This window comes from Streptomyces sp. NPDC001903 (genome assembly GCF_042891345.1).
GTDB lineage: Bacteria > Actinomycetota > Actinomycetes > Streptomycetales > Streptomycetaceae > Streptomyces.
Genome location: NZ_JBIASZ010000002.1, coordinates 466,932 through 486,963, shown reverse-complemented (window position 1 = coordinate 486,963; position 20,032 = coordinate 466,932). Strand labels below are relative to the sequence as shown.

Below are 20,032 nucleotides of genomic sequence, written 5' to 3'. Positions count from 1 at the left end.
CGCCGGGCGGGTGGAGCGTGGTCAACGCGCCAGCCAGGTCTTCTCGAGCTGGACGCGGCCGTAGCCCGGGAGCTTGGGCAGGCCGCGGACGGCCTTGCCGGCGAGGTCGATTCCGTCGGCCATGCCCCACAGCAGGTAACCGGATTCGGCGTACTCGATCTCCTGCAGCCTGTGGAGCAGGGCGCCGCGCTCGGTGGCGTCCTTGGTGGCCATGGCCTTGCGGTAGGCCTCGTCGAAGGCGGGGTTCTTCCAGCCCGCTTCGTTCTGTCCGGCGTCGGAGAGCATCGTCTTGGAGGCGAAGAACACCACCGAGTCGTTTGTGCCCCAGTACGTGGTGTAGAGGGTTCCCTTCTGCCAGGTGCCGTCCCAGAACGCCTTGGAGTCCTGCTTGACGACGTTGATCTTCACGCCCGCCTCGCGGGCCTGGGTGGCGAAGAGGGTCGCGGACTCGGCGAGGCCGGCGATGTCCTCGGTGGTGAGCAGGTCGTAGGTCTGGGAGGTGTCGAACTTGGCGTCGGACAGGAGCTGTCTGGCCCTGGCGATGTCGCGCCCGCGCAGGGGGATGTCCTTGGCGAAGGCGGGGTCGCCGGTGCCGAGGATGTCGTTGGCGACGCCGCCGTAGCCGGAGAGGACCTGCTTGACCATGGCCTCGCGGTCCACGACCAGCCGCATGGCCTCGCGGACGCGCGGGTCGGCGAAGGGGCCGTCGGCGGTGCGCATGACGAGGGGCATGGCCATGTCGTTGGGGCGGCGCAGGACCTGTACGTCCTTGCGGGCCTCGGCGGTGCGGGCCGCCACGGCGCCGGTGTTGGAGGCGAGGTCGATCTGTCCGGCGAGCAGGGCGTTGGACATGGCCTGGGGGCTCTCGAAGATCTTGACTTCGATGGCGTCGAGGAGGACCTTGCCGCCGTACCAGTGGTCGTTGCGCACCAGGCGGGCGTTGCCGTCGCGGTACCAGTCGAGCTTGAACGGACCGGTGCCCGGGGCGGTGGCGAGCGCCGTGTCGGGGGTGTCCTTCTTGAGGACGAAGGTGGTGAGCCGGGTCAGCAGGGGCAGCTCGGCGTTGGGGTAGTCGGATTCCAGGACGACCGTCTTGGCGTCCTCGGCCTTGATGGACTCCGGCCGGATGCCGGGCAGGCGGGCGCTGCCCGCGGGGGTGTTGCGCAGCCGCTTGAGCGACCACACCACGTCCTCGGCGGTGACGGGCGTTCCGTCGTGGAAGGCGGCGCCGTCGGCGAGGGTGAAGCGCCAGGTCTTCAGGTCGTCGGACGGCTTCCAGGAGGCGGCCAGGCGGGGCACGGTGTTGGAGGTGTCGCCGGGGACCGCGAGGGTGTCGTAGACCAGGCTGATGATCAGGTAGTCGCTCTCGTTGGACTGGGTGCCGTGCGGGTCGCGGGTGACCGACGCGGCCTTGCCGAGCGCGCCGACCCTCAACGTGCCTCCGGGGCGGGGCTGTTCGCCGGCTCCGGCCTCGGGCGTGGTGCTCTTCGAGTCCCCACTCCCGCTGCCGCAGGCAGTGAGAATTCCGGCCGCACCGATTCCGGTGCCGGCCCACAGCAGCTGTCGTCTGGTGACACCCACGTCAGGTCCTCGTCTCGCGTTCGTGCTGGGGTTGCTTAGGCTTACCTAACCGGCTTCGGCCAGGTTGCGCAAGCCGCTCCGCAGGGCTCCGGTCCGCTCGGCGAAGTGGCGCCGAACGCGCAACTTGCCTGTTCGGCAAGGGGATTGACGTTTCTTCCAATGTGGTGAATCCGGTCAAAACTGAGACTACGTTTATGTAGTCGATCATTTTGGTTAGGGTTGCCTTACCTTCCGGTCGTTGTTACGTTCCTGGTGTTCGGCAGCGCCCCCGAGCCGCGCCGGACCCACGACTTCCGCGTTCTTCCCGCCGCTTTCGAGCCGGTGCGGCGCTGCCGCACGCCCGCGCTCGGCCTTGTCCTGCCCCGGAAGGTGCCACCGTGCCCACGCCTGCCCCCGTACGCCCTCTCGACGCCGCTGCCGCCGACGAACTCATCGCCCTCGCGGCGAAGCTGCTCGCCGACCACGGCACCGCCACCTCACCCGAGTTGCTCGCGGCGCTGCCCGCGTCATGTGCCCGGCTCGGCGACGACGTACGCAACGCGCTGCGGCCCGTCGACACCGCCGACGGCCTGTTCGTACTGCGCGGTCTGCGCCCGGACGACACCGGACTCGGGCCCACCCCCGGCCACTGGTCGGCCGTCGCGGAGGCCGGCGCGGTCTGGGACGTGGTCCTGCTGCTGGTCTCGGCGCTGATGGGCACCCCGATCGCCTGGGACGGCCAGCAGGACGGCCGGTTCGTGCACAACATCGTCCCCTCGCCCGGCCACGAGAGCGCGCAGACCGGCGCCTCCAGCTCGGTGCTGCTCACGCCGCACACGGAGGACGCCTTCCACCCCGGACGCGCCCACCTGCTCCTGCTGTGCTGCATGCGCAACCACGACGACATCGCCACCACCGCGGCCAGCATCCGGCTGACCCGCCTGGCCGACGAGGACGTCGAGCAGCTCAAGCGGCCGGTCGTGCCGATCCTGCCCGACGACGCCTACGAGCAGGCCCGGCGGTTCGCGGGCCGGCCCGCCCCCGTCCCGGCCCTCTTCGGCACCCCCGAGGGTCTGACCCTGCGCTTCGACCCCGCCTACACGCCGATGGAGGAGGCCGACGAGGCCTGGCGAGCGGCATACGGGCGCCTGGAGGAGGAACTGGCCCGCGTGTCGGTGGCGGTGAGCCTGGAACCCGGCGACGTCCTGGTCGTCGACAACGACATCGTCGTCCACGGCCGCGTGCCGTTCCGAGCCCGCTACGACGGCACCGACCGCTGGCTCAAGCGGGCCTCCGTCCGCGTCGAAGGCCGTCCCACCCGCCCCCCGGCCGAGCACGACGAGCACGGCTACGGTCAGGCCGCCCTCACCGCCTGGGCCGTCTGACCCACCCGCTCCACCCGCCCCACCACCACTTCGAAAGGGCCCCTTCATGGACCGGGACGACACCACCCTGCGCGTACTGTCCACCAGTGACCTCGCCGGCCTGGACATCTCCCTCGCCGACGTCGTCGACACCGTCGAGCAGGCCTACCGCACCCTCGCGGCAGGCAAGTCGGACAACCCGCGCAAGCTCACGGTCAAGCCCGAGGACGGCCACTCCGTCTCCTACGCCATGCTCGGCCGCGACGGCGTCCGCGACGTGGTCGCGATCAAGACCTCGTACAAGCACGGCCTCGACAAGGGCCGCGAGGAGCAGCACTACTACACGACCCTGACCATCTACGACGACGTCACCGGCCTGCCGGTGGCCATGATGGACTGCTCCCGCATCGGCTCCCTGCGCACCCCGGCCGTCTCCGCGCTCCTGGCCCGCGAGTGCGCCGCGCCCGGTGCCACGACGGCGCTGGTCATCGGCACCGGCACACAAGGGAGGCTCGCGCTGCCCTTCCTGCTGACCACCCTGCCGGACCTGGACCGCCTGCTGCTGTCCGGCACCCACCCCGACGGCATCGCCGCCGTACGGGCCGAACTCGCCCGCCACTTCCCCGACCGGGACGTGGAACTGGTCGCCGACCTCCCGGCCGCGGCCCGCGACGCCGACGTGATCGTCGCCACCGCCGGCGCCCACACCCCCGCGGCCATCGAAGCGGGCCGGCTGCGGCCCGGTGCGACCGCGATCCTCGTCGGTCACGGCCTGGCCCCCTCCACGCTGCACAGCGCCGACCGGATCATCGCCACCAGCGAGGCCCAGATGCGCGTCACGGGTACCGACATGGCCGACGCCGAAGGCAACCTGCCCCCGGTCGACGTGGAACTGCCGGTCGTCATCTCCGGCGCGTCCAAGGCCCGCACCTCGGCCGAGCAGCGCATATTCGCCTACAACAGCGGCCTGGTCGTCACCGACATCGCGCTCGGACACCGCTTCGCCCAGCTCGCCGCCGAGCAGAAGCTCGGGACCGAGGTGGCCCTGTGGCGCTGACCCTGCCCGCCCATGGAGATCCGCTCGCCGACCGACTGCACGCCAGTGGACTCCTCGTCGAGCTCGCCCACGGCCTCGGCGGCCCGTTCCACTACCTGCTGCCGGAGGCCTTCGGGACCAACCTGGCCGCATTCCGCAGCGTCCTGGCCGACGCAGGGGTCGAAGGGCGCGTCTACTACGCGAAGAAGGCCAACAAGGCCGCCGTGTTCATCGAGCGCTGCGCCGCACAGGGCGCGGGGGTCGACGTCGCCTCCCTCGGTGAACTCCGCGAGGCACTGGGACACGGGGTACGCGGTGAGGACCTCGTCGTGACCGGCCCGGCAAAGCCGGACGCCCTGCTGCGGGTCGCCGCGCAGCAGGGCGCCCTGATCGCCGTGGACGCCCTCGACGAACTCGACCGCGTCCTCACCCTCCGCCTGTCCCGGCCCCCCAGGGTGCTGCTGCGGGTCCACCCGCCGGCGCAGCCCGGGAGCCGCTTCGGCCTCGGCGAGGAGGATCTCGACGGGGCGATGCGCGGTTGTGCCGAGGCCGGCGACCGGGTCCGCATGGAGGGCTTCAGCTTCCACCTGTCCGGATACGACGTCCAGCAGCGCGCCGACCTCGCCGGAGACCTGGTCGACCTGTGCCTCAAGGCGCGGGTGCCGGGCCTGCAGGCCGACCGGATCAGCATCGGTGGCGGGTTCGCCGTCGACTACGTACCCGCCGATGCCTGGCGGGGCTTCCTCGAGCGGCAGGGCCCCGCCGACTACCACGCCGGCAAGGCGTTCGCGGAGGGCGACTTCTACCCGTACCACTCGCCCGTCGCCGGTGCCGACGCCCTCGCCGCCGTCCTCGCCGCCCGCCCCCCGGGCGCCGACGGGAGTCTGGCGGAGCGCCTGCGGCAGGCCGGGGTGATGCTGCTGCTCGAGCCCGGCCGCGCGCTGCTCGACCGGGCCGGATCATCCGTCTTCACGGTCCAGGGCGTCAAGGACCGGGACGGGTACGGGATCGTCACCGTCGACGGCACCAGCCTGAGCCTGTCCGAGCAGTGGTTCAACAGCGAATACCTCCCCGACCCCCGGCTGCTGTCCGCCGGCACCGGGCATCCCGACGACCGCGCGCCGTACCGGGCCTGCATCGCCGGGGCGAGCTGCCTGGACTCCGACCTCCTGACCTGGCGCAAGATCGCCTTCCCGGTCCGCCCCCGGGCCGGCGATCTGCTCGTCTACCCGAACACCGCCGGCTACCAGATGGACTCCAACGAGTCGCCCTTCCACGAGCTGCCACTGCCGCCGAAGGTCGTCGTCGACTTCCCCGAGGACACGGGCCGTCCTCGCTGGCGCCTCGACCGCTGAACCGCCCGCGCCCGCGCCCGCGTTTGCGTCCCCGACCCGACCGACCCGCCCACGTCCGCCCGTCCCCACGGAGCCCTCACGCCATGACCGATGCCCTGAACCGCCCGCCAGTGGTGAATCGCATATCCGATCTCATCGGCTACACCCCGCTGTACGAGCTCGCCTGCGCCGACAACGGCGCCCGCCTGCTGCTGAAGCTGGAGATGTTCAACCCCACCGGCAGCGCCAAGATCCGCATGGCCCGCCAGATGGTCGACGACGCCGAAGCACGCGGCGAACTCCGCGAGGGCGGCCACATCATCGAGTCCACCTCCGGCAACACCGGCTTGGGCCTGGCCGTCGTCGCCGCCGAGCGCGGCTACCGCTTCACCGCGGTCGTCGACCACCATGCCGCCGCCGACAAACTGCGCGGCATGAAGGCCATGGGCACCGAACTCGTCTACGTCGACGCCGACAGCGACGGCGACGAACTCCACACCGCCGCCCGCGAGGAACTCGCCGAGGACATGGCCCGCGGCAAGGACAACACCTTCTTCACCGAACAGCACAACAACCCCAGCAACGCGGTCGGCTACCACGACGTCGGCCGCGAAATCGCCCAGGCCCTGGACAACCGGGTCGACGTCCTGATCGGCGCGGTCGGCACCGGCGGCGGACTGTGCGGCAGCGCGCGGGAGTTGAAGAAGACCGTCCCCCACCTGACCGTCATCGGGGTCGAGCCCAAGGGCTCCATCGCCTTCGGCCCGCCCGCCCACGACTACTACCAGTCCGGCACCGGCACCCCCGAAGGCGCCACCATCGGACTCCTCGTCGACTACGACCTCATCGACGAAGGCGCCAAGGTCGGCGACGTCGAAGCCTTCGCCACCGCCCGCGCCGTCGCCCGCCAGTGCGGCCTGCTCATCGGCGGCTCGGCCGGCGGCGTCGTCCACGAGGCCCTGGCCCGACTGCCCCATCTCGCCCCCGACAGTGTGATGGTCGCCTTCGTCAACGACGGCGGCGAGAAGTACATGGACACCGTCTTCAACGACGCTTGGATGAACGCCCGCGATCTCCTCGACCCGGTCGTCGAGGCCGAGGTCGAAGAGACCCTCACCAAACTCCGCAGGAACTGACGCCCCATGCCCCAGCTCACCACCCTCGCCCGCGACAGCCGCGCCCTGGCCGCCCTCGCGGTCCCGCTCGCCCTCACCCAGCTCGCCCAGGTCGCGCTCACCACCACCGACACCGTCATGATGGGCCTGCTCGGCACCGAGGCCCTGGCCGCAGGCGGCCTCGCGCTGGTCGTCTTCAACCAGTTGCGCACCATGGGCGTCGGGCTCGTCACCTCGGTCGGCAACCAGGTGGCGGCCGCGGCAGCCCGCGCCGAGAAAGCCGGTCAAGCCGACGCGGAGGAAGGGGAGGGCGAGGTACGGGCGCTGGTCCGCGCCGCGATGGCGGTCGCCACCCTCGCCGGAATCGCCGGCGCGGTCCTGATGATCCTCACAGGACAGGCGGCCACCCTTCTCGGCCAGGACGCAGTCGTCGCCGACCGCGCCCAGGGCATGCTGGCCGCGCTCGCCCCGGGCCTGGTCCCCTGCCTGTGGTTCCAGGCGATACGACAGTTCACCGTCGGCATGCGCCGCCCCCAGGCACTCCTGCGGATCACCCTGGCCTCGGTCGCCGTCAACGCCGCCCTCAACTGGGTCTTCATCCACGGCACCTTCGGCCTGCCCGTCCTCGGCCTCACCGGCATCGGTGTCGCGACCAGCAGCGTCCACCTGCTGTCCTTCCTCGCCCTCCACCTCTCCGCCCGCCGCGACGCCCGGCTCGCCCCGCTCATGCGCCTGGACTTCTGGCGCGCCGACGCCCCGACCGTGCGCCGCCTGCTCGGCCTGGGTACGCCCATCGCCGCCACCTACGGCTCCGAAGCAGGGTTCTTCTTCGTCACCGCCCTGTTCGCCGGCAGCTTCGGCGCGGCCGCGCTCGCCGCCCACACGGCCGTCAACCAGCTGATCTACATCGTCTTCCAGGTCGCGGTCGGCCTCTCGCACGCGGCCTCCATCAACGTCAGCCGCGAACTCGCCCTCGGCGACCACCCCGCCGCCCGACGCATCAAGAACACGGCCCTGGCCTGCGGAGCCGTCGCCACCACGCTCGTCGGCATCCTCTACCTCGCCGCGCCCCGGCTCGTACTGCGCCCCTACTTCGACGCCGCGGTCGAAGCCGACCGGCAGGGCCTGCAGATCGCCACCGGCCTGCTCGCCGTCGTCGCCGTCCTGCAGTTCTTCGACTGCGCGCAGAACATCGGCGTCGGCCTGCTGCGCGGCCTGGACGACACCAGGAGCGGCTTCCGCATCACGCTCATCGGCTACTGGGCCGTCGGCCTGCCGGCCTGCTGGATCCTCGCCTACCCCCTCGGCGGCGCCACCCGAGGCCTGTGGATCGGCCTGCTCATCGGCCTCGCCACCACCGCCGTCCTGCTCCTGCGCCGGTACAGCACGGCGCTGAACGCCCGGGCGGCGGCCTCGCCCGCCGCAGCCGAGGCGGGCATCTGACCGGGCTCACACGTCGGTGTCGTCGCGTGGTGCTTCGGGAGCGCCGCGCTGCACGAGACGGAACGCCCCTCGGGGCGGTGGCTTCCTCCCGGGTCGGCGAGGGCGGTACTTCCCCGGTACGTAGGTGCCGCGAGGTTTCGGAGGCCGTACGCGACGTGCCGCTTCCAACAGGTCCTCGAGCGCGGACGAGGCCTTGAGCAGCGCACGGAACTCCGTGTGGCGGAAGCCTGCCAGCGCCATGGCGTCGGTTTTGGTGGTCCCCTTGCCCATGGCGACCAGGAGGACCCGGAGCATGGCGGGCGTGCTCTGCTTCCCCGGACGGATTCCGTGCGCGGCCGCCAGGTGGGCCGCGGCGTCGAGAGCTGCCGCGAAGGCGGGGTCCTGGTCGATCCAACCCTGCAGAACGTGCTCGGGGATGTTGGCCCACACGGCTGCGGCCCGCCGCGAGAGGCCCTGTGCGGTGGCCTGGAGTACGTCCCCCATCCGTGCGAGGGCGACATCGCGCTCGCTCGGGAGCTCTCCGAGCGAGGTCTGCAGCACCTGCTCGACGGTGCCCCGGTCCTCCAGCCAGCCGATCACCCGGCGCGCCTGCGGCGGAACCTGGGCCGACGCGGGACCGGGCTCCTTCGGTTCGTACACTTCCCTCCCCCTCGCGCGTGCCCGTCCCGCCGTCGTGTGGTGCCCCCACCTGCGTGGCGGCTCGCTGACCGCGGCCGCCGGGGTGGCCCGCTCGGCGCGTCGGGGGAGGAGGAAGAGGGCCACCGGAGTCTACATAAATGTAGTCACTGAAGGAAGGATCCTCTGCGTTCAGGGCGCTCCGGTGGACTCGCCCCGGTCGGAGGGGTGCTCGCCCTGTGCGATCTCCACCCCGCGGTGCAGCCAGATGCTCCCGGCGAGGGAGGACGCACCCGCCGCGGTGCACAGCAGCGCCATCGCCAGCGCGGCGGGGATCACCCGCCGTACGGGACCCTCGGCGAGCAGGGCCCTGACCCGTGCGGGCACCGGTCCCGTGGTTCCACCGGCCGCCAGGGTCGGCTGCCGCGCTCCGTCCCGGCGGGGAGTGGCGGCAAGGGCCGCCCGGCCGACGGCTCGCGCGGCCAGCCGCCTGTCCCCGCAGGCCCGGGCGGCGGCCTCGTCCGCGGCGCGCTCGGCGGCGAAGGAGACCTCGGGGACGACCGCGGCCAGCGCCGGATGGCACCAGCCGGCGAGCTGCGCGAGGGCCAGGAACAGGTGGTGGCGGGCGGCCAGGTGGGCGCGCTCGTGACCGAGGAGGGCTTCCCGTTCCGACGGGTCCAGGGCGCGGAGCATGCCCGCGGTCACCACGATCCGGCCCGCGCCCCGCAGCCCCGGCAGCGCGAAGGCGTCCGGCCGGTCTTCGTCGAGGACGCACATGCCCCCGGCCTCCGGCAGTCCTGCCACGCGTTCGTGCGCCGCGCGCAGCCGACCGACTTCCGCCGCGGTGCCCCGCACCCCGGCGATCGCGCATACGGCGAGTGCGCCGGCCGCCAGTGCCGAAGAGCCGAACGCGAGGACCGCCGGGCCCGCCTGGACCGGCTGGAGGAGGTGTGCGAGGCGGGCGAGCGCGGGCACGTGGAGCGCGAGCGGCAGGAGCAGGGCGCCGAGGCAGGCCACGACGCCGAGGGCCAGGGCCGCCGCGGCGCCGGTGATCGCGCGCAGGGCGATGTCCGGACGCACCCGCTCGGCCGTACGGCGTGCCAGCGGCGGCAGGGCCCAGGGCAGCAACAGGGGGAGCAGGAGCAGCGCGATCACGGGCGCGCCTCGTCCAGAAGCCGGCGCAGTTCGGCCTCGTCGTGGGAGTCGAGTCCCTCGACGAAGCGGGCCAGGACGAGACTGCGGTCCCCGGCTCCTTGATCGAGCTCCCGGTGCATGCGCCGTGCGGCCAGGCCGTGGGCATCCTGTACGGCGAAGTAGAGGAATCCGCGCCCTCCGGGCCGCCGTCCCGCCATCCCCTTCTCGCACAGCCTGCCCAGCAGCGTCGCCACGGTGGTCCGCGCCAGCTCCTGCGGTATCGCCGCTCTGACCTGGGCGGCCGACTGCGGTCCGTCGGCCGCCCACAGCGCCGCGAGCACGCTGGCCTCCAGCTCGCCGGCGGGTCTGCGCTCGCCCACGGAGTCCGTCACGGAACCCCCTCCACTCAAATGACGTCTACAGTGCAGTAGACCGACTACTGTCTTGTAGACAGGATAGGCGCTCGCCGCCGGCATGCGCCTTCGGGTGTTCAGGTCCCTCCGGACGCATGCCCGTACCCGCCCAGCAGAAGGGGCTCGCCCATGCCGATCGCGCACGCAGCCGCGACACCGGTCAACCTCGCCGTGAACCTGCTTGACGCCCAGTCCCTGCTCGCCGCCTTCGGCACGCTGGGCATCGCCGTCATCCTCTTCGCCGAAACCGGCCTGCTCGTCGGCTTCTTCCTGCCCGGCGACTCGCTGCTGTTCACCGCCGGACTGCTGTGCGCCGGCTCGGCCGGCGGGCCCGGACACCTCTCGCTGCCCTGGGTGCTCCTCGCCGCCGCGACCGGAGCCCTCGCCGGTGCCCAGACCGGATACCTGCTGGGCCGCAAGGCCGGGCCGGCGTTCCTGGCCCGTGCCAAGTCCGGCAAGATCCGCGAGGGCGCCGACCGCGCCGCGGACATCCTCCACCGCTACGGCCACGCCAAGGCGATCGTGCTGGCCCGCTTCCTTCCCATCGTGCGGACCGTACTGAACCCGCTCGCCGGCGTCCTGGCGGTGCCGGCCCGCACCTTCGCGCTGTGGCAGATCCTCGGGGGACTGCTGTGGACGGTCGGCCTGGTCCTCGCCGGCTACGGTCTGGGCGCCTCGGTGCCCGACGTCGACCGCTACCTCCTGCCGATCATCGCCGTGATCGTCGCCCTCTCCCTCGTACCGGTCGGCCTCGAGCTCCTGCGCTCGCACCGGGCCCGTCGGGCGGGAGGCAACGCGTGACGGCGCCTTCCGTGACCGCTCCGGCCCCGCCCGCACCGGCCGCCGCCGTCTTCGACGCGAACAGCTACCTGGACGTCGTCGACGCCGCCCACCGCGCACCGGCCTGGCTCGACAGCCTCATCGGCGCGTACTCCACCCACGGTCCGGCCTTGTTCGCGGTCCTCATGCTGCTCGCCTGGCAGCGGGCCCGGCATCAACGGCCCCGCCAAGCCGTCATCGCCCTGGCGGCGCCCCTCCTGACCGTGCCGGCTTTCGGCGTCAGTTCCCTCCTCAAGCCGCTGCTGCACGAAAGCCGCCCCTGTCAGTCCATCCGCGTCGTCACCCCGGAGGCGTGCCCGGCGCCGGGCGACTGGTCCTTCCCCAGCAACCACGCGGCCCTCGCGGCCGCCGCGGCCGCCGCGATCTGGTGTGTATCGGTACGCCTCGGTGCCGTGGCCGCGATCGCGGCCACGGCGATGGGCGTGTCCCGCGTCTGGGTGGGTGCGCACTACCCGCACGACATCGCCGTCGGGCTGGTCCTGGGCGCCCTCGTCGCCGGAACCCTGGCCCCGCTGCTGTCCCGTCACGCCGAGGCCGCGGCCACGCGGCTGTCACGGACGCGTCTGAGGCCCCTGGTCCACGCGTGACCCGTCGCGGTGCTCTTAAGATCTTCTTAGGAGTGCTCCCTACTGTCGCCGTCCATGACGACCCGACGACTGTCCGCCCTGCTCGGCGCTCTCCTTGCCACGGCCCTCGCACACACCGCGCTCGCGCCGGCGGCCGCGGCGGCTCCCGGCGGCTCCGGGCGCGCGGCCCGGCCCCAAGTCCCGGCCCAGTACCTCTACTCCTCGATCGGGGACTTCGACACCGAGGTCAAGCCCCTGCTCGACCGGCCCGACATCGCCGGTGCCCAGGTGGTCGTGGCGTGGAAGGCCCTGGAACCGACGAAGGGCCAGTACGACTTCTCCGCGATCGAGGAGGCCCTCGCCACCCTCCAGGCACGCCACAAGAAGTTGTTCGTCCAGGTACAGGACCGCTTCTTCAGCGCCCCCACACGGCTCCCGAACTACCTGCTCACGGACCCCGTGTACGCCGGCGGCGCCGCGCCGACCACGAACGAGAGCGGACTGGGCCCCGGCGAACCCGGAGCCGTCGCTGCCCAGTGGAACCCCGAGGTGCGCCGGCGCTTCCAGAGCCTGCTCGCGGCGCTGGCCGACCGCTTCGACGGACGGCTCGCGGGGGTGAACCTTCCGGAGACCGCCACCCAGGTGGACCTGGCCAAGGACCGCACCGGCTACACCGACGAGTCGTACTTCCGGGCCGAACTCGACAACATGGCCTTCGGCGCCAAGGTCTTCAAGCGCACGCGGTTCATCCAGTACGTGAACTTCTGGCCCGGTGAGTGGAACAACGACCACGGCTACATGGAGAGGGCCTTCGCATTCGCCGAGGCCCACGGAGTGGGTCTCGGCGGACCCGACGTGCTGCCGAACCGTCCGGCGCAGATGGAGAACTCCTACCCCTTCTTCGAGCGGTATCGCGGGAAGCTCCCCATGGTGGCGATGGCGGTGCAGGAACCGGACTTCGAGTACACCAACCCCTCGACCGGCAAGCCCTACACCAAGGAGGAGTTCGTCGACTTCGGCGGCCGGCGCCTGGGCGCGGACGTCATGTTCTGGGCAACCAGCGCACCTTGGCTCCACCGGCCGGCGTCCTGACGCACGGGCCGCCGTACGAGAGGGTCGGTAAAGGTTCCACCATGTCCGGGGTCGAGGTAGGTGAGGCTTGCTTTACTTAGGCTAGCCTCACTTTATGCAATTCATACATCTGGCCGCCTCGGCCGACTACACCATGCCCGCGTCCTGGCGAGTACTCACCAAGGCCGGTTACTTCATCGGCCTGTCCGGGGCCATCGGCTCGACGGTCACCTACGCGGCATCGGTGCGTCCATCCCTGCGCGAGTCGACGAGTCACGGCGACGACGTGGCGGTCACCAGACGAAGAACGGCGAGTTACCTGGCCTGGGCCGGGGTGGTCCTGCTCGTCGCCGGCTACTTCCAGCTTGCGGCCCGGCTGGCCCGGGCCGGAAAGGGCATGCCGTTCGGCGACGCGCTCTCCCCGGCCCGGATCTGGGACTTCCTCCGGGCCCCGGCGGGCAAGGACGCCTGGATCGCCCAGGGCACGATCTACCTGGTCCAGAACACCGTGCTGCTGCTCGCCTCCGCCGTCCTGATCGCACTGTTCCTGCCGCGTGCGCGGCGACACCTCAACACCGTCGCGCTGACGGCCCTGCCGCTGAGCCTCGCGGTGACGCTCATCGCGGCCGTGCCGGCCACCGCCCCCAAGAACGCGGAGAAGGTGCTGGACCTGGTGTTCGGCCAAGTCCACATCGTCAGCGGCGTGGTCTGGGTCGGCGGCCTGGCCTTCCTCGCCGTCCTCGCCACCTCCCGCCGCCGGCTGGGCGAGGACGCGGGCCTGCTGTGGGCCGACATCTGGCGGCGCTTCTCGCTCGTCGCCCTCGTCTGCGTCGGCGCGGTGCTCACTTCCGGACTGTGGCTGAGCTGGAAGCACGTGGGCTCCGTCAGCCAGCTGTGGACGACGACCTACGGACTCTTCCTGCTCGTCAAGATCCTCCTCGTGCTCGGCATGGTGGCGGCCGGCGCGGTCAACCAGTTCTGGCTGATGCCCCGCATCGTCAAGGCCCGCCAGGACGACGACGCTTCCTCGCTCCTGCACCTGACCCTGCGGCACTTCCCCAAGGTCGTCTGGGGCGAGGTCGTCCTCGGGATCGCGGTCCTGGCGGTGGTCCCCTTCCTCAGCGGCTCCGCCCGTTCCGAGGCGGGAAGCCCGTCCGCGGTCTCCACCGGCAGCGTCTTCGCGGTGGGCGCGCTGCTCGTCGTCACCCTGGCGGCCTCCCTCTACGTCACCGTCAAGGCCTCCGACGCTCTCGCCCGGCGCGCGGCCCCCGCCGCGGCCTGACAGCTCGCGGTCCGGGGTGCGACCGCGTCACGGTGCCGTCGACGCAGGGCCTGGGCGCCCTGCTGCCCTCCGCCTTCAGGAGAAGGGCTGTTCGTCCGGCCGGCACGTCGTCCCCGGGGGCGGGAGCGTGCCGTCGACGAAGTAGCGGCTCTCGTACGCGTTGACGCAGCTGCTGGCGTTGTTGAACAGGGCCGTGTGACCGTAGCCCTCGTGGGTGAGGAGGCGGGCGCCGGCCAGTTCCTTCGCCATGGCCTCGGCGTCCGCGTAGGGGGTGGAGGGGTCGTACCTGGTGCCGACCACCAGGACGGGGTGTGCCGTGGGCGTGTTCCACGGGCCCTCGTACCGGTCGGCCGCCCGGGCCGGCCAGGTGGCGCACGGTTCTCCCGACCAGGTCCAGTAGCGGCCGGCGTCGCCCGCCCGCCGTGCGCTGTCCTCCTCCAGCCGCTGGTACGCGGCGGGATCGCGCGGGTTGGGGCTGTCGCCGCACCACACGGCCGAGGCCTGCTCCTCCCCGAGGTACGGGGAGGGATCGGCGACGGGGGGAGGGGCGGGGAACACGGGCGGCTTCGGCGCCTTGCCCCGCCACAGCTCCTGCAGGCGGGCGGCGAGGTCCTTCCATCCGGGGTCCACGATGTAGAGGCTGCTCACCGTGTCGGCCACCGTCGCGGCGTACGTCCACGGGCCCACGGGGCGCTCCCGCAGGCGTTGCATCAGCCGGTCGAACTTGTCGCGGGTCCCCTGCGGAGTGCCGGCGGAGAAGGCGCAGCGGTCCGTGGGGGCCGACCCGCACAGGTCGAGGAACCGGTGCAGGGTGGCCGCGGCGCTACGGTCGGCACCCATGCGCAGGTGGGTCGTGGTCTCCGCGACCGGGCGGGCGTCGTTCGTCCAGGCCCTGGGGTCGATGTTGCTGTCCAGGACCATGGCGCGGACCTTGTCGGGGAACAGGTTCGCGTAGGTGGCGCCCAGGATGGTGCCGTAGGAGACGCCGAGGTAGTTGAGCCGCTCCTCGCCCACCGCCCGGCGGAGCAGGTCCAGGTCCCGGGCGGTGTCGGTGGTCGAGACGTGGCGCAGGAGGGCGGGGTCGCGCTTCTCGCAGCGCCGTCCGAGGTCTTCGTAGGCGGCGATCCACTTCTTCCGTTCCTTCTCGCCCACGGGGAAGCCGGTCGGTTTGGTCTTGCCCCAGGCCTCGGCCTCGGCGGCGTCGGCGAAGCAGTTCACCGCCGTGCTGCTGCCGATGCCGCGCGGGTCCCAGCTGACGATGTCGAACCGCTCCCGCAGCGTCTTCGGGAGGGCGTCGAAGTTCTGCGGCACCTGTACCGTGCCCGGGCCGCCGGGACCGCCCGGGTTCACGAAGAGGGTGCCGATGCGGTGGGCGGTGTCGCTCGCCTTGCGCCGGACGACGGCCAGGTCGATGGTGCGGCCGGCTGGATCGGCGTGGTCGAGCGGGACCCGGGCGGTGGCGCAGTCGTACGGGCTGTCCGGCGTGCAGGGGCTCCAGTCCAGCCGCGGGACGCTCGCCGAGGGGGACGGCGGCCCGTACGCGGTGGCGGATCCGGGGGCGGCGAGGACCGTCGAGCAGATCGCCGCCGTCACGGCGAGGGCTGCGCCGGCGCGGCGGCCACGGGCGGATGTCGGTCCGGGTCCGGGCATGGCGCCCACCTCCGTCGGGTGCGGGGGAGTACCGCGGCGCCGGGCCCGCCGGGGGGCACGCCCCTCTCCACCCACCCAACCGCGTTTCGTGGCCGCCTGCGAGCCGGGGCCGGCTGAGGCGGGGCCACGGCCACGGCGCGTACCGGGAACGTGACGCCATGGATCGGTGCTCCTTCCCCCTCCGGCCCGGCCGTGTGCGGGGCGGCACCGCGCGACACCGTTTCAGGGCGATTTCATCGGTCCCTCGTAGCGTCCTGTCGATGCGTCCGCGGCTGTGCGCCGGGACCTGACGTGTGCTGCTGCTGTCCAGGTGAGTGGAGTCTGGCGTGACCGAACCGCTGCCCGAACCCGTCCCCGAGCCCGCCCCCGGCGGCCCGCCAGGCCGCCAGATCCGGGTGGTGCTGGGCGCAGGGCTCCTCGGGGCGGTGCTCCTGGCCGCCACGCTGGTGATCGACCTCTCCGGAGCCAACGACGTGAGCGTCCCGCAGCTGCCGAAGCTGCCCTCGCTGCCGACGTCCTTGCCGACGGGCCGCCCGACGGGTCTCCCGTCCGGCTTCCCGACGGGCTTCCCGACGGACTTTCCGACGGGCCGCCCGTCCGGTTTCCCGACGGACTTCCCGACGGACTTCCCGACCGATTTCCCCGGGCTCCCCACATCCATGCCCGCCCTCCCCGGCCTGCCGGGAGGCGGATCGTGAACGGACGCGTGTTCCAGGCCCTCCGGGACGACCGGGCGGCCACCGCGAGGGCACTGCTGATCGCCCGTGGCGCCATCGCGCTGTACCTGGTCGAGCTGCTGGGGAACCTGACCCGCCATCGGCTGCTGCCCGACGAACCGGCCCTGTCGATCTTCTACAAGCTGCCGCCCGAGCTCGCCAGGATGCCGGGCTTCCCGGGCTCGCTCGACCGGGTGCTGTCGATGCCGCGCGCCGTCTTCTGGAGCGTGCTGGCGGGCATCGTGGTGGGCGTCCTGATCCAGGTGTTCGTCGCCGTCACGCGGCAGCCCGACCGGCGGGCGGCGGTGCTGACATGGGTGACGCTGGCGTTCCTGCTGCTGCCGTTCGGACTGATCCCGCTGGTGGTGGTGGTCGAGTACTTCCCGGTGACGCTGGCCTGCCTGCCCAGTACCGCCTTCGTGCTGCTCCTGCTGCGCGCCGGGGTGCGGTTCGCCCGGGTGCCGCTCGCCGCGCTGCTGGCGGCGTTCGGCTGGGGCGCACTGATCGTCTTCGGTCTCGGCCGCGCCTACACCGGCCTCGCGTTCGCCACCATCAACGGCTACCTGAGCCCCTCCGGCAGCGACCTCGGCCAGTTCGCCAGGAATCAGTTCCGCACCATCGACCTCGTGATCGTGCACCTCGGCGTGGTCAACGCACTCGTCATCGCGGCCGGTGTGCTGCTGCTCCTGCTGCTGTTCCGGTACCCCGTCACCGACGCGGTGACCGGCCTGACCCTCGGCGCCGCCGTAGGGCTCGGCTACAGCTTCGTGGAGAGCATCCTGTTCATCAAGATCTACGGCTCGTTCGGCTCCTTCTTCGGGACGACCGGCGGCTTCGAGTACTGGATCCGGCAGTCGGTCGGCCTGCTCGGCGGACAGGTGGTCTTCGGGGCGCTGCTGGGAGCCGGCCTCGCGCTCGCGGCCCGGGCGCAGCGCCGCGGGCTGGTCGCCTCGGCGGCCCTGGTGGCGGCGGCAGGCGGGGCCACGGCGGCCGAGACGCTCTCCGGGTGGCTGTCCTCGCAGTTGCGGGGCCACGTCGACACCGGCAGCGCGATGGACACCCTGGTGGTCTCGCCACTGCTCTGGCTGCTCCCGCAACTGCCGTTCATGGCACTGGCCGTGGTGCTCCTGGTGCTCGGACTGCGCGGGCGCGGCACGGCCCTGCGGGCCGCGACGGCAGCGGAGGCCGCGACAGGCCAATCGGCCGTCACGCGGGCGGAGGAGCCCGTCCTGGTCTCACCCACGCTGCGCCTCTGGGCGGTGGCGCATACCGGTCGCCGGTACGGGCGGCAGGCGGCCCTGCGGCTGCACCGCCTGCACAGCGCGCAGTTGGAGCTCGTGAGCCGGCGGGTGCAGGGAAATCCGGACCTCGAAGCACAGGGAGACGAGTTGCGCGCACGAATACTGCGGCTGAAGGGCGTACGAACGGGGGCCGGCTCATGACGGGCCGTCGAGCCGCCGCGCGGATCGCCGGGGCCGCCGCCCTGCTCGCCTGCAGCACACTGCTGTCGGCCCCGCCCGCTTCGGCCTGCGTGGTCGGCATCGGCTACAAGCCGTCCATGGACATCGGTGATCTGGGCCGTCACCGGACCTGCTCGACCGGCACCTCGCTCGCCGGGGCGGGCGGGGTCGCCGTGCTGGTCCTCGGCGCCCTCGCGGTGGCGAGCCGCCGCGCCTACCGGCGGGGTGAGGAGGCCATGGGTTCGGGCCCGGCACTGACCGAATACCTGGACGCCGCGGGTGTGATCCCGCCGGAGGACGGACGTGGCCATGCCGGTGAGTAGTGTCCGGCGCCCGGGGCCGGGCAGGTGGAGCCGCTGCGTGCGAGCAGTGGTGCTGGCCGTCGCGCTGCTGTCCGTCGGCCTGCCCGTACCTCCGGCGTGGGCGGCGCCGACGCCGTCTCCCGGCCCGTCCGAGGTCGCGGGCGAGTTCGCGGACATCGCGCGCGAGCTCCTGGCGAACCCGATCAGCCGGGCCGGCATCGAGGCCCACGAGCGGCTCAAGATGGAGGACGGCACGCGCAACCTCGCCGTCATCTGGTTCGACCTGACCGACCTCCGCGCGCTCCATCTGGAGTCGATCACCAGGACGTTCGGGGAGGACCCGACCAAGACCGACTACTACACCGGTTACGGCCGGCTGCTCAGGCGCGAGGGCAATGAGGCGCTCTTCGACGAGATCGGCATCGCGGGGGACGGCCCACTGCTGGAGTTCGCCGCCGTCAACGACCCGGGCTGGAACCACTCCGAGTCGGTCATCTACGACAAGATCTTGAACACCGTCCTCGGAGTGCTCGGTCTGCGGGCCAAGGCGATCGACCAGTTGAAGGCGAAGGCGGTCGCCGGATACTCGGACCGGGGCCGCTGCGGGCCCTGCGAGAAGCTCACCAGCAGCATCCCCGAGGAGAAATTCAAGTCCGGGACGCCGTACGAGACCAGCCAGGACAAGAAGGCTTCGGCGAACCGGGTGGCGGCCATCACGAGTCAGAGCCTCTCCCAGCTCAGGGCGGAGCGGAAGAAGAAGGAGAAGCAAGCCAAGGCGGCGCTGCCGGTGCCGGGCAGCCAGGCCTCCCAGTGCATCTCGATGGGGAGCGGCGGCGGACGGACCGTCATGGCGATGTCCCTGCGCCCGGCCGCGGGTCCGTGCGGCCAGGCGGACGGGAGTGCGCGGCCGGGGGCACTGGACCAGGCGCTCGCACCGTCCGGTACGGCCTACGGCGGGGTGGACTTCTCGACGCTGGAGATGCGCTACTTCTCCGACGGCCCGGGCGGGGTGCGGTACGCGTACTCCTCGCAGGCGCTGCCGGAGGGCTACCAGCAGGACGCCGGGCTCGGGGTGCGCATGGTCGAGAACCAGGGCGACGACCTGCGGACCTGGCTGGTGCTCGACCCGCAGAAGTTCTGGGTGAACCTCAACCCCACCGAACCGGACCGCATCGTCGATCCCGCCCTGGGGGAGACCAACGCGGGGAAGGCCATGCTGGAGGCGGACCTCCAGATGAAGCGCACCGAGGCGAAGATCCTGCACCCCGACTCGGAGACGGGGGCGAAGTACTGGCAGCAGATCCAGCCGGGGGCGGACGGCTCGCTCTGCTTCTCCGCCCGGATGTGGATCGTGCCCGGGCAGGTGGAGGTGCGCGAGGACGGCGGGTCGCTCTACATCCTCAAGGCGCTGCTCGACGTGAAGACGAAGTCGGACCACATCGACGACCCGTACTCCCAACCGTGCACCTCCGACCCGGCCACCGACGCCCGCAACGAGGAACTGGAGCGCACCCTCGTGCTGCCCGAGGTGGTGAAGGCGGTGAACTCCGCGCCGGAGTACGCACCCCTGCGCCGCGCTTTCATGGCGCGGATCATCGCGCAGTGGGTCCGCGAGCGGCACCAACAGGGGCACCGGACCTCGTTCGACAAGATCATCGACTCCAAGGACCTGGGGCCGGCCAAGCTGGACGGCACCTGGCGGCCCAAGCAGGTCTTCGACGACTACGTCCGCTCGTACCGCGAGAAGGAGTTCGACGTCACGCGGGAGACCACCGACGGCGGTGTCCGACGCGTCACCCGGTACGTCTACGGCGGGGCCGACCTGACGAACGTCCGGCTGACCACCGTGGGCGCGGCCGAAGTGCAACAGCGGTACCCGCAGGTCACCCAGGCTGCGCAGGGCTCCGCCGCCAAACCGGTCACCACGCCTGACGGTTCGGTCTGGCTGGGCGGCTCCGTCCGGGCGCCGGAGCAGAGCGTCTGGGACGGGCTCAAGGACGACGCCACCAGGCTGACGGGCGGGAACGGTCCGTGGCTGGCGCTTCTCCTGCTCGCCCTCGTGGGCGTCCTGTTCGGCTTCCGGAGCCGACGTGGCGGCCGCACCGCCGGGTGAAGGCGGCCCGGCCGCGCG

General features: G+C 72.1%; 18 protein-coding genes. 13 read left to right on the top strand and 5 right to left on the bottom strand.

Going from position 1 to position 20,032, the window contains the following annotated elements; genetic code table 11:
• Window positions 1-21 precede the first annotated feature (21 nt).
• The gene (locus ACFYZS_RS05830; RefSeq protein WP_389007215.1) at window positions 22-1,581 is read right to left on the bottom strand and encodes an ABC transporter substrate-binding protein; all 1,560 of its coding nucleotides are present in this window, start codon (window positions 1,579-1,581) and stop codon (window positions 22-24) included.
• 377 nt (window positions 1,582-1,958) lie between these two features.
• Between ACFYZS_RS05830 and ACFYZS_RS05825 the strand changes: the two genes are divergently transcribed.
• The 5 genes from ACFYZS_RS05825 to ACFYZS_RS05805 all read left to right on the top strand — a co-directional run bounded on the left by ACFYZS_RS05825 (window position 1,959) and on the right by ACFYZS_RS05805 (window position 7,852).
• Complete coding sequence (locus ACFYZS_RS05825; protein ID WP_389007213.1) at window positions 1,959-2,945, top strand: TauD/TfdA family dioxygenase; 987 nt, start codon at window positions 1,959-1,961, stop codon at window positions 2,943-2,945.
• 46 nt (window positions 2,946-2,991) lie between these two features.
• Window positions 2,992-3,981 (top strand): ornithine cyclodeaminase family protein, encoded by a 990-nt coding sequence (locus tag ACFYZS_RS05820; protein ID WP_389007211.1) that lies wholly within the window; start codon window positions 2,992-2,994, stop codon window positions 3,979-3,981.
• Complete coding sequence (locus ACFYZS_RS05815) at window positions 3,972-5,315, top strand: Y4yA family PLP-dependent enzyme (protein ID WP_389007210.1); 1,344 nt, start codon at window positions 3,972-3,974, stop codon at window positions 5,313-5,315. The genes ACFYZS_RS05820 and ACFYZS_RS05815 overlap by 10 nt, the downstream gene beginning before the upstream one ends.
• Before the next feature lie 83 nt (window positions 5,316-5,398).
• Window positions 5,399-6,430 (top strand): cysteine synthase family protein, encoded by a 1,032-nt coding sequence (locus tag ACFYZS_RS05810; RefSeq protein ID WP_389007208.1) that lies wholly within the window; start codon window positions 5,399-5,401, stop codon window positions 6,428-6,430.
• A gap of 6 nt (window positions 6,431-6,436) precedes the next feature.
• Window positions 6,437-7,852, top strand: coding sequence for an MATE family efflux transporter (locus ACFYZS_RS05805; protein ID WP_389007206.1), 1,416 nt, complete (start codon window positions 6,437-6,439; stop codon window positions 7,850-7,852).
• 6 nt (window positions 7,853-7,858) lie between these two features.
• Here the strand turns inward: ACFYZS_RS05805 and ACFYZS_RS05800 are convergent, their stop codons facing one another.
• From ACFYZS_RS05800 to ACFYZS_RS05790, 3 genes are all read right to left on the bottom strand, one after another.
• Window positions 7,859-8,491, bottom strand: a complete 633-nt coding sequence (locus tag ACFYZS_RS05800; RefSeq protein WP_389007205.1) for a hypothetical protein — start codon at window positions 8,489-8,491, stop codon at window positions 7,859-7,861.
• Between the two features lie 168 nt (window positions 8,492-8,659).
• Window positions 8,660-9,622 carry a M48 family metalloprotease gene (locus ACFYZS_RS05795; RefSeq protein ID WP_389007203.1) on the bottom strand — a complete coding sequence of 321 codons (963 nt, stop codon included), beginning with the start codon at window positions 9,620-9,622 and terminating at the stop codon, window positions 8,660-8,662.
• Window positions 9,619-9,993 carry a BlaI/MecI/CopY family transcriptional regulator gene (locus ACFYZS_RS05790; protein WP_389007201.1) on the bottom strand — a complete coding sequence of 125 codons (375 nt, stop codon included), beginning with the start codon at window positions 9,991-9,993 and terminating at the stop codon, window positions 9,619-9,621. The genes ACFYZS_RS05795 and ACFYZS_RS05790 overlap by 4 nt, the downstream gene beginning before the upstream one ends.
• A gap of 150 nt (window positions 9,994-10,143) precedes the next feature.
• Here ACFYZS_RS05790 and ACFYZS_RS05785 point away from each other — a divergent pair, with 150 nt between their 5' ends.
• The 4 genes from ACFYZS_RS05785 (at window position 10,144) to ACFYZS_RS05770 (ending at window position 13,773) form a co-directional block, all read left to right on the top strand.
• Window positions 10,144-10,815, top strand: a complete 672-nt coding sequence (locus tag ACFYZS_RS05785; RefSeq protein ID WP_389007199.1) for a DedA family protein — start codon at window positions 10,144-10,146, stop codon at window positions 10,813-10,815.
• The gene (locus ACFYZS_RS05780; protein WP_389007197.1) at window positions 10,812-11,441 is read left to right on the top strand and encodes a phosphatase PAP2 family protein; all 630 of its coding nucleotides are present in this window, start codon (window positions 10,812-10,814) and stop codon (window positions 11,439-11,441) included. The genes ACFYZS_RS05785 and ACFYZS_RS05780 overlap by 4 nt, the downstream gene beginning before the upstream one ends.
• A gap of 54 nt (window positions 11,442-11,495) precedes the next feature.
• Window positions 11,496-12,512 carry a hypothetical protein gene (locus ACFYZS_RS05775; protein ID WP_389007195.1) on the top strand — a complete coding sequence of 339 codons (1,017 nt, stop codon included), beginning with the start codon at window positions 11,496-11,498 and terminating at the stop codon, window positions 12,510-12,512.
• Window positions 12,513-12,606: 94 nt separating this feature from the next.
• A complete protein-coding gene (locus tag ACFYZS_RS05770; RefSeq protein WP_389007193.1) occupies window positions 12,607-13,773 on the top strand; it encodes a copper resistance D family protein in 1,167 nt (388 codons plus the stop codon).
• Between the two features lie 75 nt (window positions 13,774-13,848).
• Here the strand turns inward: ACFYZS_RS05770 and ACFYZS_RS05765 are convergent, their stop codons facing one another.
• Window positions 13,849-15,423: an alpha/beta hydrolase gene (locus ACFYZS_RS05765; RefSeq protein ID WP_389007191.1), complete on the bottom strand. Its 1,575-nt coding sequence runs from the start codon at window positions 15,421-15,423 to the stop codon at window positions 13,849-13,851.
• 326 nt (window positions 15,424-15,749) lie between these two features.
• Here ACFYZS_RS05765 and ACFYZS_RS05760 point away from each other — a divergent pair, with 326 nt between their 5' ends.
• Genes ACFYZS_RS05760 through ACFYZS_RS05745 form a run of 4 tightly spaced genes read left to right on the top strand, consistent with a single transcriptional unit; the run spans window position 15,750 to window position 20,014 of the window.
• Window positions 15,750-16,121, top strand: a complete 372-nt coding sequence (locus tag ACFYZS_RS05760; RefSeq protein WP_389007189.1) for a hypothetical protein — start codon at window positions 15,750-15,752, stop codon at window positions 16,119-16,121.
• Window positions 16,118-17,581, top strand: a complete 1,464-nt coding sequence (locus ACFYZS_RS05755; protein WP_389007187.1) for a PrsW family glutamic-type intramembrane protease — start codon at window positions 16,118-16,120, stop codon at window positions 17,579-17,581. Before ACFYZS_RS05760 ends, ACFYZS_RS05755 begins: the two co-directional genes overlap by 4 nt.
• Window positions 17,578-17,922 carry a hypothetical protein gene (locus tag ACFYZS_RS05750; RefSeq protein ID WP_389007185.1) on the top strand — a complete coding sequence of 115 codons (345 nt, stop codon included), beginning with the start codon at window positions 17,578-17,580 and terminating at the stop codon, window positions 17,920-17,922. Before ACFYZS_RS05755 ends, ACFYZS_RS05750 begins: the two co-directional genes overlap by 4 nt.
• 37 nt (window positions 17,923-17,959) lie before the next feature.
• On the top strand, window positions 17,960-20,014 hold the full coding sequence (locus ACFYZS_RS05745) for a hypothetical protein (RefSeq protein WP_389007184.1): 2,055 nt from the start codon (window positions 17,960-17,962) through the stop codon (window positions 20,012-20,014).
• Window positions 20,015-20,032 lie beyond the last annotated feature (18 nt).

Bases quoted from the DNA above. Each gene is read 5' to 3' on its own strand.
- ACFYZS_RS05785 (WP_389007199.1), top strand. From the start codon at position 10,144: ATGCCGATCGCGCACGCAGCCGCGACACCGGTCAACCTCGCCGTGAAC.
- ACFYZS_RS05750 (WP_389007185.1), top strand. From the start codon at position 17,578: ATGACGGGCCGTCGAGCCGCCGCGCGGATCGCCGGGGCCGCCGCCCTG.
- ACFYZS_RS05775 (WP_389007195.1), top strand. From the start codon at position 11,496: ATGACGACCCGACGACTGTCCGCCCTGCTCGGCGCTCTCCTTGCCACG.
- ACFYZS_RS05810 (WP_389007208.1), top strand. From the start codon at position 5,399: ATGACCGATGCCCTGAACCGCCCGCCAGTGGTGAATCGCATATCCGAT.
- ACFYZS_RS05765 (WP_389007191.1), bottom strand. From the start codon at position 15,423: ATGCCCGGACCCGGACCGACATCCGCCCGTGGCCGCCGCGCCGGCGCA.
- ACFYZS_RS05820 (WP_389007211.1), top strand. From the start codon at position 2,992: ATGGACCGGGACGACACCACCCTGCGCGTACTGTCCACCAGTGACCTC.
- ACFYZS_RS05805 (WP_389007206.1), top strand. From the start codon at position 6,437: ATGCCCCAGCTCACCACCCTCGCCCGCGACAGCCGCGCCCTGGCCGCC.
- ACFYZS_RS05770 (WP_389007193.1), top strand. From the start codon at position 12,607: ATGCAATTCATACATCTGGCCGCCTCGGCCGACTACACCATGCCCGCG.